Origin of the sequence: Micromonospora echinofusca (assembly GCF_900091445.1) — a bacterium.
GTDB lineage: Bacteria > Actinomycetota > Actinomycetes > Mycobacteriales > Micromonosporaceae > Micromonospora > Micromonospora echinofusca.
This window is the reverse complement of record NZ_LT607733.1, coordinates 1,409,762-1,423,561: the sequence shown is the minus strand read 5'-3', so window position 1 is coordinate 1,423,561 and position 13,800 is coordinate 1,409,762. Positions and strand designations below refer to the sequence as shown.

Here is a 13,800-nt window from a genome sequence, read left to right as displayed (position 1 = left end):
TCCTTTCCCAGGGGTGGTCGCGACGCCGCCGCGCTCGCCGCGGCTGCGTCGTGGGCATGAGCCTACGAACCCGATGCCGGCGGCCACAACGTGATCCGGCCCGCGGCGCGTCTCCGTCCACCCCGGACCGGTCGGCGGGCGGTGCCGGCCGCCGGACGTCGCCTGCCGACGTACCGCCGTCGGTCGTGGATACGGCCTGGGGCGACGGCCGGTCGCGACACCCGTCGGCCCCGCGCACCGGCCCGCGGCGCCTACGCTCTCAAGGTGCGGATGGCAGGGGCGCGGCGGGAGGCGGGCAGGCTGGTCGGCCTGCCCCGGGCCACGGTGCTGGACCTGCTCATCGGGGCGGCCGTGTCGATCGTCGTGGCGGCGGCGATCACCGCGAACGTGGGCGGGGACCGGGGCCGCGACGTGCCCGCCTACCTGTTCGCCGTCGGGCTCGGCGCGCTCGTGCTGCTGCGCCGCCGCGCGCCGGCGACCGTGCTGGTGGTCAGCGCCGCCGGCCTGGTGGCCTACTACGTGGCCGGCTACCCGCCGGTCGGGCTGGCCCTTCCCCTCGCCGCGGCGCTCTACTCCGCCGCCGAGGCCGGGCAGCTGCGCTGGGCGGTGCTCGTGGGGCTCGGCCTGCTCGTCGTCTCCACCGCGTTCCGCGCGGTGCAGGGCGCGAGCGTCGCGTACCTCGTCGGCTTCGAGCTGGCCTCCAGCGTGGCCATCATGGCCGCCGCGGTCGCGCTCGGCGACGGGGTCCGCTCCCGGCGGCTGCGGCGCCGCGAGCAACGGTGGCGGCTGCGGCAGCTGGAACGCGACCACGCCCGGGAGGCGGCACGCCGGGTCGAGGAGGAGCGGCTGCGCATCGCCCGGGACCTGCACGACGTGATCGCCCACCACATCTCCGTCATCTCGCTGCACGCCGGTGTGGCCGACGAGGCCCTCGACGACGACCCGGTCGCCGCCCGGGCCGCCCTGGGACACGTCCGTTCGGCCACCACCCAGGTCGTCCGGGAGCTGCGCACCACCCTCGGCCTGCTGCGCGACCCGGCCCGGGCCGAACCCCGCCAGCCGGTGGCGGGACTGGCCCGGCTGGACGACCTGGCCGCCGGCGCGCGGGCCGCCGGGCTGTGCGTCGCCGTGCGCCGGCGGGGCGAGCTGAGCGGACTGCCCGCCGCCGTCGACTCGACCGCCTACCGGCTGGTCCAGGAGGCGCTGACCAACGCCCTGCGCCACGCCGACGCGAGCACCGTCGAGATCGACGTCGTCCGCGGCCCCCGCGCCGTCGCCGTCGCGGTCCGCGACGACGGGCGCGGGCAGCGCGGGGACGCCCCGCGCGGGTACGGGCTCGGCGGCATGCGGGAACGCACCGCCCTGCTCGGGGGCACCGTCACCGCCGGCAACCGGCCCGGCGGCGGTTTCGAGGTACGCGCCGAACTACCCCTGGGAGGGACCACGTGATCCGGGTGGGACTCGTCGACGACCAGCACCTGGTCCGCGCAGGGCTGCGGGCGCTGCTGGACCGGGCGCCGGACATCGAGGTGGTCGGCGAGGCGGGCGACGGCGACGCGGCGTACCGGCTGGCGGTCACCGAGCGGCCCGACGTCCTGCTGATGGACGTCCGGATGCCCGGCACGGACGGCATCGAGGCCACCCGGCGGATCGTCGCCGACGGGCGGCTCACCGGCGTGCGGGTCGTCGTGCTCACCACGTTCGACACGGACGAGTACGTCTTCGAGGCGATCCGGGCCGGCGCGTCCGGCTTCCTGCTCAAGGACACCGGCCCCGACGAGCTGCGGGGCGCGGTACGCGTCGTCCGGGCCGGTGAGGCGCTGCTCTCCCCGGCGGTGACGCGGCGGGTGATGGCGGCGGTGCGCTCCGGCAACCGGGCGCCGGACCCGGCCCGGCTGGGCTCGCTGACCGTCCGGGAGCGGGAGGTGCTGGCCGAGGTCGCCGCCGGCCGGTCGAACGACGAGATCGGGGCCGTCCTGCACATCAGCCCGGCGACCGCCCGCACGTACGTGAGCCGGCTGCTGGCCAAGCTGCACGCGCGGGACCGCTCGCAGCTCGTCGTGGCGGCGTACGAGAGCGGCCTGGTCCGGCCGGGCTCCCCGCCCGACCCGGGCTGACCGTCGTGGCCGCCACCGCCGGCGGCGACGTTCGCGGGCGGCACGACCAGGGTCTCCGTTGAGAAGGATTCAGCAAGAACGGACATAAATCCCTGTCACGACCTGCGGCAGGGCCCTGACTTCGTACGCCGCGCCACAAGGCACTCCCGGAACCGGGTCCGGACGTGTCACGATTCAAGGCACGGCGTGCCGGTCGGCGCCGAGGGGGCTCAGGCGGCCGCGCCGCGGGCGCGTGATGAGGAGGATGTCCGGGTGTCAGCGGGTGGTGCCCGCCGGGGACGGCGGGACAACGGGCTCGACGCGAGCGAGTACGCCGTCGCCGGCGACGTGGATCCGCGCGTCGGCGAGCACCTGCTCGACGTCCTGGCCGCCGGTGGGATCGCCGCCTACCTCCAGCCCTCGGCCGACCTGAACCCGGTCACCCGCACCACCACCGTCCCGGCCCGCCCGGTGGACCGGCTCTACGTCGACCGGTCGCACCTGCGGACGGCGCGCGACTACCTGACCCAGCTCGCCGACGAGACGACGGCCCCCGCGAAGCCCCGCGACGACGAGCCGGACATCGAGGCCGAGTGGGCCCGCATCGTCGCCGGCTTCCACACCACCGCCCCTCGCGGCGGCGACAACCCGTGGCCCGCCGCCGAGGACGTCGACGACCAGCCCGGGCCCGCCGGCGGGCCGGTGACCCTCGGCACGCCCGAGGAGCCCGCCGGGCCGACCGCCACCGACGTTCGCCGGCTGCCGTACGCGGCCGACATCTCGGGCGTCTCCCTCTCCCGGGGCCGCCAGGACGAGCCGTCGCTGCTCGACGGGCTGGACACCTTCGGCGCGGACCTGCCCGACGACGAGGCGGAGGACGAGCGCTACACCCCGCCGCCGCCCCCGCCCCTGCCGCGCTTCTCGAAGTACGCGGTGGTCGGCGTGCTGGCCATGGTGCTCGGTTTCGTGCTCTTCCTGTTCCCGTCGATCTTCCCCGTGGCCGACCCAGGGATCGTCAACCTGTTCGGCTTCACCGGCATCCTGGCCGGCTTCGTCGCGCTGATCTGGCGGCTGCGGCCCGGCGACGACGACGAGCGCGACCCGGACGACGGCGCGGTCGTCTGAGCGCCGCCCGCCGCCGCGTTTCCGCCCGCATTCCGGGACGACGGGCGACCCGGGCCCGGGACGCAACACTGGTGTAACTTACTGTCAGTAGGAATACCGCTGTCCGTCACGTCCCCTGCTGACTGCCCGGTTGTTCCTCCGCTGCGGCGGTCACTCCCCTGCTGATCGGAATGCCCGAGATGCGACAGAGTTCCCTCGTGGTGGTGGCCAACCGCCTGCCCATCGACGACAGTATGGCGCCCGACGGCGCCTGCGAGTGGCGCCGCAGCCCCGGCGGCCTGGTCAGCGCCCTCCATTCCCTCCTGCGGCACACCCCGGCGACGTGGGTCGGGTGGGCCGGCGGCACCGGCCCGGCGCCCGCCCTGCCCGACGTCGACGGCGTCCGGATGCACACCGTCGCGCTGAGCGCCGACGACCTGCGCGACCACTACGAGGGCTTCGCCAACGCGACCCTCTGGCCGCTCTACCACGACTCGGTGGAGCAGCCCGAATACCACCGGCGCTGGTGGGAGGCGTACCAGCGGGTCAACCAGCGGTTCGCCGAGGCCACCGCCGACGTGGCCGAACCCGGCGCGGTGGTCTGGGTGCAGGACTACCACCTGCAACTGGTGCCGGGCCTGCTGCGTCAGCTGCGGCCCGACCTGCGCATCGGCTTCTTCCTGCACGTGCCGTTCCCACCACCGGAGCTGTTCATGCAGCTGCCGCGCCGGGCCGAACTGCTGCGCGGGATGCTCGGCGCCGACCTGGTCGGCTTCCAGCGCTCCCAGGCCGCGCACAACTTCGCCCAGCTCGTGGCGAAGGTGCTGGACGTGCCCGCCACCGACCGGCGGATCGCCGTCGACGACCGGGTGGTCCGCATCGGCGCCTTCCCCGTCTCGATCGACACCGTGGAGATGGCCGCGCTGGCCACCCGGCCCGACGTGGCGGACCGGGCCACCCGGCTGCGCCACGACCTCGGCAGCCCCGAGCAGGTGATCCTCAGCGTCGACCGGATGGACTACACCAAGGGCATCGAGCAGCGCCTCAAGGCCTACAGCGAACTGATCGCCGACGGGCACGTCAAGGTGCGCGACACCGTGCTCGTGCAGGTGGCGGTGCCCAGCCGGGAGCGGGTCGGGCAGTACCAGATCCTCCGCGAGCGGGTGGAACGCGAGGTCGGTCGGATCAACGGCGAGTTCGGCCGGGTAGGCGAGCCGGCGATCCACTACCTGACCCAGCCGTTCGACCGCGTCGAGCTGGCCGCGCTCTACCGGGTCGCCGACGTGATGGCGGTGACCCCGCTGCGCGACGGGATGAACCTCGTCGCCAAGGAGTACGTCGCCGCCCGGGTCGACGACACGGGGGCGCTGCTGCTCAGCGAGTTCGCCGGCGCCGCCGCCGAGCTGCCGCAGGCGTACCTGGTCAACCCGCACGACCTGGAGGGGCTCAAGCAGGGGCTGCTCGCGGCGCTGCGGGCGGACCCCGACGACCTCGGTGCGCGGATGCGGGCCATGCGGGCGCACCTGCACCGGCACGACATCCGGGCGTGGGCCCGCTCCTACCTTTCCGCGCTCGACGACAGCGGCTCGCTGCTGACCCGGCTGGGCGCCGCCGGCTGACGCCGGCGGCCCGGCCGGGCCGGTCAGGGCCGGCCGGTCGGCGCCGGGTCCTTCTCCAGCCAGTCCAGGATGGCGTCGACCGGCTCCCGCCACCGCGCGTCGAGCATCATGTCGTGCCCCATGCCGGGAAAGAGCAGCGGCGCCGAGCCGTACCGCCGGGCCGCCCGGGTCAGCGCCGCCGCCGGGACCACCCGGTCGTCGGGGCTGCCCAGCACCAGCACCGGCGGGTCACCCACCGCCGGCTCCGCGGCGCGCCCGGTGAGCAGTTGCCACTGGGCCCGCCGGCCGGCCCGGCCGAGCCGGTCCGCGTACCGCCGCGCCTCGGCCTCGGGCAGCTCCCGGCTGAACAGTTGGCGGCGGTGCAGCCGCAGCGGCCCGCCGAACACCGCCGGCAGCGTGCCGAGCGGGTTGCGGCGCACCGCCGCCCCGAACGTCGCCCAGCCGCCGAGCACCGGCGCGACCAGCACCGCGGCCCGCGCCGGGTAGCGGGCCAGCGCGTGGGCGACCACGAGGGCCCCGGCGCCGTGCCCCACCAGCACCGCCTGGCGCGGCAGGCCCGCCGCCACCTGCGTCACGTCGTGGGCGTACGCCCGCAGCGTCGCGTCCGGCGCCGGGCCGCTGTCGCCGTGCCCGCGCAGGCTCAGCGCGTACGCAGGGAAGCCCCGGGAGGCGGCGTGGCCGAGCCAGTGCTCGGCGAACGCCCAGGCGCCGTGCCCGAAGCCCGGCACGAAGAGCAGCGGGGGCCGCCCCTGCTCCACCTCGGGGGCCGCCCCGAGCACCTCACGCCGGACCGGGCGGACCGGGCGGGCCCACTCCCGCCCCCGCATGATCCGCACCTGACTCACTGTTCCGGCCTTTCGTTCGCGACTGCGGGGCTCCGCTGCGCTGCACTCCTCGCGCTCACCGGGAACCTTCCAGGTCGTGCAGCGCGCGCTGGACGGCGCGCAGGTAGTCGGCGTGGCCCACCTCGAACCAGTGCCGGCTGCTGTCCTTGACGGGCCCGGCGTACCGCTCCCCCGCCTTCGCCGTGACGCGGGCGGCGAAGGCGTCCGCCCGGTCGGGACGGGTCACGCGCAGCCGCAGCAGCCGGGCGAAGAGCACCGTCTGCCAGTGCGACAGGGGGAAGATGCCGGAATCCGGCTGGACCAGCCCGGCCACGGCCAGCGTGGGGCGGCCCGGGACGAAGGCGTTGAGCCAGAGCTTCGGCCGGCCCTGCCCCGCCTCGTCGCCGAGCACCGTGGGGTCGAGGAACTCGAAGCGCGGCAGGTAGCCGGTGGCGAAGACGACCAGATCCGGGTCGATCTGCCGGCCGTCGGAGAGCTCGACGGCGTACGGGTGGAAGCGCACGACGTCCGGCACCGGCGCGATCTGGCCGTGGCCCACGTAGTAGACGAGCTGGCTGTTGGCGATCGGGTGCGTCTCGTAGACCCGGTGGTCGGGCTTCGGCAGGCCGAACCGCGTCAGGTCGCCGACGGTCAGCCGCAGCGTCCAGTGGTAGAGCCACTGCCGCACCCGCAGCGGCACACGTAGTGCCAGCAGCGCGTCGTTGACCTGGTCGGCGGGGCGACCGAGGACGTACTTCGGGGCGTACCAGTAGCCCCGGCGGGTGGAGTGCCAGCAGCGCGACGCCTGCTGGGCGGCCTCCACGGCGACGTCGCAGCCCGTGTTGCCGGCGCCCACCACCAGCACCCGCTTGCCGCGCAGCTGCGCCGGGTCCTTGTAGGACGAGGCGTGCATGACCTCGCCCCGGAACTCCTCCAGCCCCTCGTAGCGGGGCAGCTTCGGCGACCAGTTGTGGCCGTTGGCGACCACCACCGCCGCGTAGCGGGAGGTGCGTTCCGGGCCGTAGCCGCCGGTGCTGCGGGTCGTCACGTCCCAGCGGTCACCGGCCACGGGCTCCACCCGGACGACCTCGGTGCCGAACCAGATGTGCCCGCGCAGGTCGAAGTGGTCGGCGTACCGCTCGAAGTACGACAGCAGCTGACTGTGGTGCGGGTAGTCCGGCCAGTCGTCCGGCATCGGGAAGTCGGGGAACTGGGTGAAGGGCCGCGACGAGATCAGGTGCGTGCTCGCGTACACCGGGCTGCGGTCGTGCCGCCAGTTCCAGGCGCCGCCGACGCCGGTCTCCCGCTCGTAGCAGTCGACGCCGAAGCCGTACTCCTTCAGGTTCTTGATGGCCGTGAGGCCGCTGGCCCCGGCCCCGATCACGCAGACGGTGTCGCCCCGGTCGGAGACCGGCCGGCCGTCGCGGGTCAGGGCGAGAGTGCTCGCCTCCGGGTCGGGCCGGCCGTGGTCGGTGGAGGTGGACACCGGGATCTCCTTTTGTGCGGCACGAGTGCCGGGTCGCGCAGCATCCTCTCCACAACGGAGCGGGTTGTCCAGCCCCGGCCTCGGCGGAGGAGTCAGTCGGCGCCGGGCAGCAGCAGGTCCACCAGGACCGGGAAGTGGTCGCTGGCGCGCCGGGTCTGCGGGGTGTCCACCACGTCGTAGTCGACCACCGTGACGCGCGGGTCGACGAAGAGGGCGTCGATGCGGCGGCGTGGATCCGCGCACGAGTAGGTGAGCCGGTCGGCCCGGTCCATCGCCACGGCGGCGTCGGTCAGCCCGCGTGCCACGGTCGCCCAGGCCGGCCCGTCCGGGCCCTCGTTCAGGTCGGCGGCGGCGATCACCGGTGTGGCGGCGGCGTCCAGCTCGCGCTTGAACAGCGCGGCCTGCCCTGGCCGCTCGGCCGGGTCGGTGGACAGGTGCGAGCCGGCCACGGTGAACCGGGCGGCGCCAGCGACCACGCACTCGGCGTACGCGGCGCCGCGCAGGTGCCGGCCGGGGGTGAGCGGGAAGCGCTGACACCTCTCGGCCACCACCCGCACCCGCAGGCTGGTCAGCAGCAGGTTGCCGAGGGCTGGCAGCCCGCCGGCCGCCACCACCAGGCCGAACGACTCCGCCAGTGCCGCCGACTTCTGCCGCCACCGGAAGCGGCGCGGCCCCTCCTGCACGATCACCACGTCCGGCCTGACGTCGCGGACCACCGTTGCCAGCGCGGCCGTGTCGTCGCGCTGGCTGTGGATGTTGTACGACACGACGCGCAGGGGCACGCCCGGGTTCTGCGTCACGGTCACCGCCTCAGATCCGACGGGCCAGGTCGGCGGCGCCGATGACGCCGGCGGTGTTGCCCAGCTCGGCCGGGCGGATCTCGGCGACCGGGAGGCGGCTGCGCTGGGCGAGGGCGTCGGCGAACGAGCGGCGGGTCGGGCCGAGCAGCAGGTCCCCGGCGTCGATCACCCCACCGCCGACCACCAGCACCTGCGGGTCGAGGATCTGCGCCATGTCGGCGAGGCTGGTGCCGAGCCAGCGCCCGACCTGAGCGAACGCCTCGGTGGAGACCGGGTCGCCGGCCTGCGCGGCGGCGGTGACCATGGGTCCGGTGACCGCCTCGGCCTCTCCACCGGCCAGCTCCAGCAGGCCCGTGGCCCGGTGCGGCTCCTGCCGGGCGGCGGCTCGGGCGAAGCGCACCAGGGCGCTGCCGCTGGCGTACTGCTCGATGCAGCCGAGCCGGCCGCAGCCGCACTGGTGGCCGTCCGGCACCGTCAGCATGTGGCCCAGCTCGGCGGCGATGCCGTTGGCGCCGCGCAGCAGTTCCCCGTTGAGCACGATGCCGCCGCCGACGCCGGTGCCGATGGTGAACATGACCATCGAGTCGTCGGCGTCGCGGGCGGCGCCGTGGCGGAACTCCGCCCAGGCCGCCACGTTGCCGTCGTTCTCGACGATCGCCGGCAGACCGGTCGCGGCGCTGACGTAGGCGCGCAGTGGCTCGTCGCGCCACGCCAGGTTCGGGGCGAACAGCACGGTCGAGCGGCTGGCGTCGATCCAGCCGGCCGCGCCGATGCCGACGGCCTCGACCGGGTGCCCGGAGGCCAGTTCGCGGACGAGTTCGATGATGACGTCGCGGGTCTTGGCGACGTCGTCGGCGGGGGTGTCCCGTCGGGCCTGCACGAGGACCGTGCCGGCGGCGTCCACGACACCACCGGCCACCTTCGTGCCACCGACGTCGACTCCGATGGTCAGCGTCACCGCTGCCACTCCCCTCTGCTGTGCTGCCCGCACCGGCGCCGGCGGTCGACCGGCGCGTGGTCGGGATGTGCGGTGGTCAGGCCCCGTCGCCCGGGGATCGCTCGCCCTCGTCTCCGGGTGCCCGGGACGCGGGGACCACGGGCCCGTCGGTGGACGTCCGGACGGTCGCCGTGGCGGCCTGCCCGGCGACGTCGACGGGCGGTACGACGGCCGGGGCGGCCTCGTCCTCCGCCCGCGTGGCGGCGGACCAGACGTCCCGCTCCGGTGCCGGCTGAGAATCATGCCCGCTCCGGGTGGCCTCGCGCCACACGTGGTCGTCCCCACCACCCGGACCCGGGGTCGCAGCCGGCCCGGCGGGAGCGTCGGCGGAGGGCTCGGACGGGGCGAAGGCGCGCAGCAGGCTGGCCACGCCGGCGGCCAGGTCGCCCGCGCCGGTGGCGAGGCGCTCGGCGAACTCGGGACTCGGGTCGCGCAGCGCGGAGATGCCCCGGCAGACGGGACAGACGCAGCATTCGGCCGCGCCGGTGGCGAAACCGCCCGGGGGCGTCCCGGCCGACCCGCCCGGGCTGTCGCTGTGACCGAGGACACTCGACATGATCCCACCGAGCGGACCCCACTGGCCGCCCTTCGCACCGGCCGCGGCCAGCCTGGCGGCGGCCAGCGCCGTGGCGACCAGACGTTCGGCCTCTTCCCGGGCCGAACCCGGATCCGTTGCACCCATGGTCGGCTCCCCTACACTGCCGTGGACGCGTTACTGCGCCGCACCGGGTGCTTCTACCCGGCGCTTGAGCTGCTTCAACGCCGTGTCCATGATCATCTTTTCGGCCTTGCGGCGGAACATGCCGAGCATCCCGACGGAGAGCTCGACCTCCAGCGTGTAGGTCACCGTGGTGCTGCCGTCCGGGTTGCCGTCCAGGTCGTACGAGCCGCGCTGGAACTTCTGCATCTTCGAGGGCGCCACCAGGTGCCACTCGATGCGGGAGAGGTCCTCGGCGTACTCGTAGGCCAGCACGTACTCGTCGGCCATCACCCCGGCGTCGATGGTGAACCGGACCTGACTGGCGTAGCCGTCCTCGTACTCCTCGACCACCTCGACCCGGCGCACCGCCTCGGTCCACTCGGGGTAGCTCGGGAAGTCGCAGATGACGGCCGCCACCCGCTCCGGTGACGCGCCGATGACGATCGACTGGGTGGAGGTGTCCGCCATGCAGGGAGGCTACCCGGCACCGGCGGCGCCCACGCCGCGCCGCCCCCGGCACGCCGCGGCGAGCCTGCGGCGGTGGCCCACGGGCAGGCTGGGCGACCTGCCTTTTCGTCCCGGCCGCCGGGCCGGGTAGGTTTCGACAGAGCCGACCCGTGGTGGCGGCCGGCCCGGCCAGTGAGCACGAGGGAGTGCAGGTGCGCGAGTTCTCCGTCCCGCCGATCGTCACCGTCGGCGACTCGGCCAACCTCACCGACCCGGTCTGGGACAACGCCGAGGCCGCCCCGGACGCGGTCCAGTTCGTCCGCCCCAGCGGCCCGGCGGGCACCTGGGCCGACGTCACCTGCCGCCAGTTCCGCGACGAGGTCGTGGCGGCGGCCAGGGGCCTGGTCGCCGCCGGCGTCCAGCCCGGCGACCGGGTGGGCCTGATGAGCCGCACCCGCTACGAGTGGACCCTGCTGGACTACGCGATCTGGGCGGCCGGCGCGGTCACCGTGCCGATCTACGAGACCTCCAGCGCCGACCAGGCCGCCTGGATCCTGTCCGACTCCGGCGCGGTGGGCTGCGTGGTGGAGAGCAACGCGCACGCCACCCTGGTCGCCGGTGTCCGGGACCGCCTGCCCGACCTGCGCCACGTCTGGCAGATCGACCTCGACGCCGTGGACGAGCTGGCCCGCTCCGGCGCGGCCGTCGACCCGGCGGAGATCGACCGGCGGCGGGCCGCGCTGCGCGCCGACGACGTCGCCACGATCATCTACACCAGCGGCACCACCGGCCGCCCCAAGGGCTGCGTGCTGACCCACCGCAACATGTACGCCGACATCGCCAACGCGGTGCCGGTCCTGCCGAACCTGTTCCGCCCGGGTGCCTCGACCCTGCTCTTCCTCCCGCTGGCACACGCCTTCGCCCGGCTCATCCAGATCGGCGTGGTGCAGGCGCGGGCCACCATGCGGCACTGCGCGGACACGAAGAACCTGGTCGGCGAGCTACAGGAGTTCCGCCCCACCTTCGTACTCTCGGTCCCCCGGGTGTTCGAGAAGGTCTACAACGGCGCCAAGCAGAAGGCCGAGGCCGACGGCAAGGGCCGGATCTTCGCCCGCGCGGAGCAGGTCGCCATCGCGTACAGCGAGGCGCTGGAGACCTCCGGCGGCCCCGGCCTGGCGCTGCGGGCCCAGCACGCGCTGTTCGACAAGCTCGTCTACGGCAAGCTGCGGGCGGCGCTCGGCGGCCGGTGCCGCGACGCCATCTCCGGCGGCGCCCCGCTCGGCGCCCGGCTCGGCCACTTCTTCCGCGGCATCGGCGTGAACGTGTGCGAGGGCTACGGCCTGACCGAGACCTCCCCCGCCGCCGCCGCGAACCTGCCCGACGCCACCCGGATCGGCTCCGTCGGCCGCCCGCTGCCCGGGGTCACCATCCGCATCGAGGACGACGGCGAGATCCTGATCGCCGGCGACCTGATCTTCCAGGGCTACTGGCGCAACGAGGAGGCGACCGCCGAGGCGCTCAGCGCGGACGGCTGGTTCCGCACCGGCGACCTGGGCCAGCTCGACGACGAGGGCTTCCTGAGCATCACCGGCCGCAAGAAGGAGATCATCGTGACGGCCGGCGGCAAGAACGTCGCCCCGGCCGTGCTGGAGGACCAGGTCCGGGCCCACCCGCTGGTCAGCCAGTGCGTGGTGGTCGGCGACCGGGCGCCCTTCATCGCCGCGCTGGTCACCATCGACGAGGAGGCGCTGCCGCGCTGGCTCGCCTCGGCCGGCCTGCCCGAGGACACCCCCGTCGAGAAGCTGCGCGACCACGAGGGGCTGCGCGCCGAGATCCAGGGCGCCGTCGACACCGCCAACCAGGCGGTCTCCAAGGCCGAGGCGATCAAGGTGTTCCGGATCCTGCCCCAGGACTTCACCGAGGCGACCGGCGAGCTGACCCCCTCGCTGAAGGTCAAGCGGCAGGTCGTCCACAAGTCGTACGCGGCGGAGATCGCCGACATCTACCGGGGCTGACTACCATCCGTCACGTGCCCGCCTCGACGCCCCCCCGGCCCCAGCCGCATCCCCTCGCCGCCGCCGCGCGCGTGGTCATGCTGGCGCTCGTCGCCGTCCTGACCCTGTACGCCACGAACGATCCCGGCCAGCTCTGGTGGATCGCGCTGCTGGCCGCCGCCGGACTGCCCGCCCTGCTGGCGCCCGAGCACCGGCCGGTCGGCCCGCTCAGCCGGGTGGCCGAGGTGCTGGTGCTGGGACTGGCCGCCAGCCAGGTCGCCGCCGTGGCCACCGTCGGCGGGGACGGTGGCGGGCTGGGCGCCTCGGCGGTGCTGCCCTACCTGGCGGTCCCGGTGACCGTCACCGCGCTGCGCCGCCGGTTCCGCGAGGGCGTCGGCCTGCTGGCCGTCGCCACGGCGACCCTGCTGGTGGCCGGTGCCCTCACCAAGGTCGACGGCGGCCGGCAGATCGGCGAGCTCGGCTACCTGGTGGTCTGCGCCCAGTGGCTGATCCTGGCCGGGCTCGGCCTCGCCGCCGCCAGCGGCCTGCACCGCGTCATGCAGGTCCGCGACGAGGGCAAGCCCCAGCCGTACGCCGAGGCGACCCGGCTGCTCACCCAGCTGCGCACGGTGGCCCGGCAGCTGCCCGGAGCCACCCTCGACCCGGGCGGCATCTCCGAGCACCTGCTGGAGGAGCTGCGCACCGTGGCCCGGGCGGACCGGGCGGCCGTGCTGTCGGCCAGCGGCGGCGGCCGGCTGGTGGTGCTCGCCCAGGTCGGCGTGGAACGGGTCGACTGGGAGACGACGCTGGACGCGGACTCGGCCATCGCCGACGCGTGGGCCAGCCAGCAGCCGCACACCGCCGCCCGCTCGCAGGCCCGCTCGCACCGCGGCGGCGACGTCTCCGCCCTGATCGTGCCGCTGGTGGCGGGCGTGCGCACCGTCGGGCTGGTGGTGCTGGAGGCGGACGCGGCGCAGGCGTACCCGACCGGCGTGGTGTCCCGGGTGACCGGGCTGACCCGGCCGGCCGCGCTGCGGCTGGAGGCGGCGCTGCTCTTCGACGAGGTCCGCTCGCTGGCCACCAACGAGGAGCGGCAGCGGCTGGCCCGGGAGATCCACGACGGGGTGGCGCAGGAACTGGTGATGGTCGGCTACGGCATCGACAACGCCCTGGCGTACGTCGACGAGGACCCGAAGGAGACCGCCGAGGCGCTGCGCACGCTGCGCGGCGAGGTGACCCGGGTGATCACCGAGCTGCGGCTGAGCCTCTTCGAGCTGCGCAGCGAGGTGGACCGGCACGGCGGCCTGGCCGCCGCCATCGCCGAGTACGCCCGTACCGTCGGCGCCTCGGGCGGGCTGCGGGTGCACCTGTCCCTGGACGAGTCCACCGCCCGCCTGCCCGCCGCCACCGAGGCCGAGTTGCTGCGCATCGCCCAGGAGGCGGTCACCAACGCGCGCAAGCACGCGGGCGCGTCGAATCTCTGGGTCACCTGCGAGGTCGATCCGCCGTACGCGCAGATCGAAGTGTCGGATGACGGTCAGGGGATCGCTGACCAGCGGTCCGACGGGCACTACGGTCTTGCGATCATGGCCGAGAGGGCGGAACGTATCCGGGGCCGGTTGGAGATCAGGCCGCGGCAACCGAGCGGCACGACCGTGGCGGTGGTGCTCGGCTCGTCGCCCCGGCGCGATAACGTGCGCGGTAGCGCAGCCGTTGCAGAAGGGGAGTAACCC

The 13,800-nt window shown here is 74.8% G+C and carries 12 protein-coding genes; 6 read left to right on the top strand and 6 right to left on the bottom strand.

Going from position 1 to position 13,800, the window contains the following annotated elements:
• Nucleotides 1–270: 270 nt before the first annotated feature.
• The 4 genes from GA0070610_RS31050 (at nucleotide 271) to GA0070610_RS06570 (ending at nucleotide 4,819) form a co-directional block, all read left to right on the top strand.
• Entirely contained in the window at nucleotides 271–1,449 is a 1,179-nt protein-coding gene (locus GA0070610_RS31050; RefSeq protein ID WP_088999191.1) for a sensor histidine kinase, read from the top strand.
• Nucleotides 1,446–2,117, top strand: coding sequence for a response regulator transcription factor (locus GA0070610_RS31045; RefSeq protein WP_088999190.1), 672 nt, complete (start codon nucleotides 1,446–1,448; stop codon nucleotides 2,115–2,117). The genes GA0070610_RS31050 and GA0070610_RS31045 overlap by 4 nt, the downstream gene beginning before the upstream one ends.
• A gap of 252 nt (nucleotides 2,118–2,369) precedes the next feature.
• A complete protein-coding gene (locus GA0070610_RS06575; protein WP_088999189.1) occupies nucleotides 2,370–3,221 on the top strand; it encodes a DUF308 domain-containing protein in 852 nt (283 codons plus the stop codon).
• A gap of 179 nt (nucleotides 3,222–3,400) precedes the next feature.
• Complete coding sequence (locus tag GA0070610_RS06570) at nucleotides 3,401–4,819, top strand: alpha,alpha-trehalose-phosphate synthase (UDP-forming) (RefSeq protein WP_089003321.1); 1,419 nt, start codon at nucleotides 3,401–3,403, stop codon at nucleotides 4,817–4,819.
• A gap of 23 nt (nucleotides 4,820–4,842) precedes the next feature.
• On the opposite strand, the gene GA0070610_RS06565 is transcribed toward GA0070610_RS06570, so the two are convergent.
• The 6 genes from GA0070610_RS06565 to GA0070610_RS06540 form a co-directional block, all read right to left on the bottom strand.
• Entirely contained in the window at nucleotides 4,843–5,646 is an 804-nt protein-coding gene (locus GA0070610_RS06565; RefSeq protein ID WP_089003320.1) for an alpha/beta hydrolase, read from the bottom strand.
• A 73-nt stretch (nucleotides 5,647–5,719) separates the two neighbouring features.
• A complete protein-coding gene (locus tag GA0070610_RS06560; protein ID WP_088999188.1) occupies nucleotides 5,720–7,129 on the bottom strand; it encodes a flavin-containing monooxygenase in 1,410 nt (469 codons plus the stop codon).
• A 92-nt stretch (nucleotides 7,130–7,221) separates the two neighbouring features.
• Nucleotides 7,222–7,929: an endonuclease/exonuclease/phosphatase family protein gene (locus GA0070610_RS06555; protein WP_089003319.1), complete on the bottom strand. Its 708-nt coding sequence runs from the start codon at nucleotides 7,927–7,929 to the stop codon at nucleotides 7,222–7,224.
• Between the two features lie 10 nt (nucleotides 7,930–7,939).
• Nucleotides 7,940–8,887 (bottom strand): ROK family glucokinase, encoded by a 948-nt coding sequence (locus tag GA0070610_RS06550; protein ID WP_088999187.1) that lies wholly within the window; start codon nucleotides 8,885–8,887, stop codon nucleotides 7,940–7,942.
• 76 nt (nucleotides 8,888–8,963) lie between these two features.
• Nucleotides 8,964–9,608, bottom strand: a complete 645-nt coding sequence (locus GA0070610_RS06545; protein WP_088999186.1) for a hypothetical protein — start codon at nucleotides 9,606–9,608, stop codon at nucleotides 8,964–8,966.
• A gap of 30 nt (nucleotides 9,609–9,638) precedes the next feature.
• Nucleotides 9,639–10,094: an SRPBCC family protein gene (locus tag GA0070610_RS06540; protein WP_088999185.1), complete on the bottom strand. Its 456-nt coding sequence runs from the start codon at nucleotides 10,092–10,094 to the stop codon at nucleotides 9,639–9,641.
• A 191-nt stretch (nucleotides 10,095–10,285) separates the two neighbouring features.
• Between GA0070610_RS06540 and GA0070610_RS06535 the strand changes: the two genes are divergently transcribed.
• Nucleotides 10,286–12,088, top strand: a complete 1,803-nt coding sequence (locus tag GA0070610_RS06535; protein ID WP_089003318.1) for an AMP-dependent synthetase/ligase — start codon at nucleotides 10,286–10,288, stop codon at nucleotides 12,086–12,088.
• A 14-nt stretch (nucleotides 12,089–12,102) separates the two neighbouring features.
• Entirely contained in the window at nucleotides 12,103–13,797 is a 1,695-nt protein-coding gene (locus GA0070610_RS06530; RefSeq protein ID WP_088999184.1) for a sensor histidine kinase, read from the top strand.
• The last annotated feature ends 3 nt before the right edge of the window (nucleotides 13,798–13,800 follow it).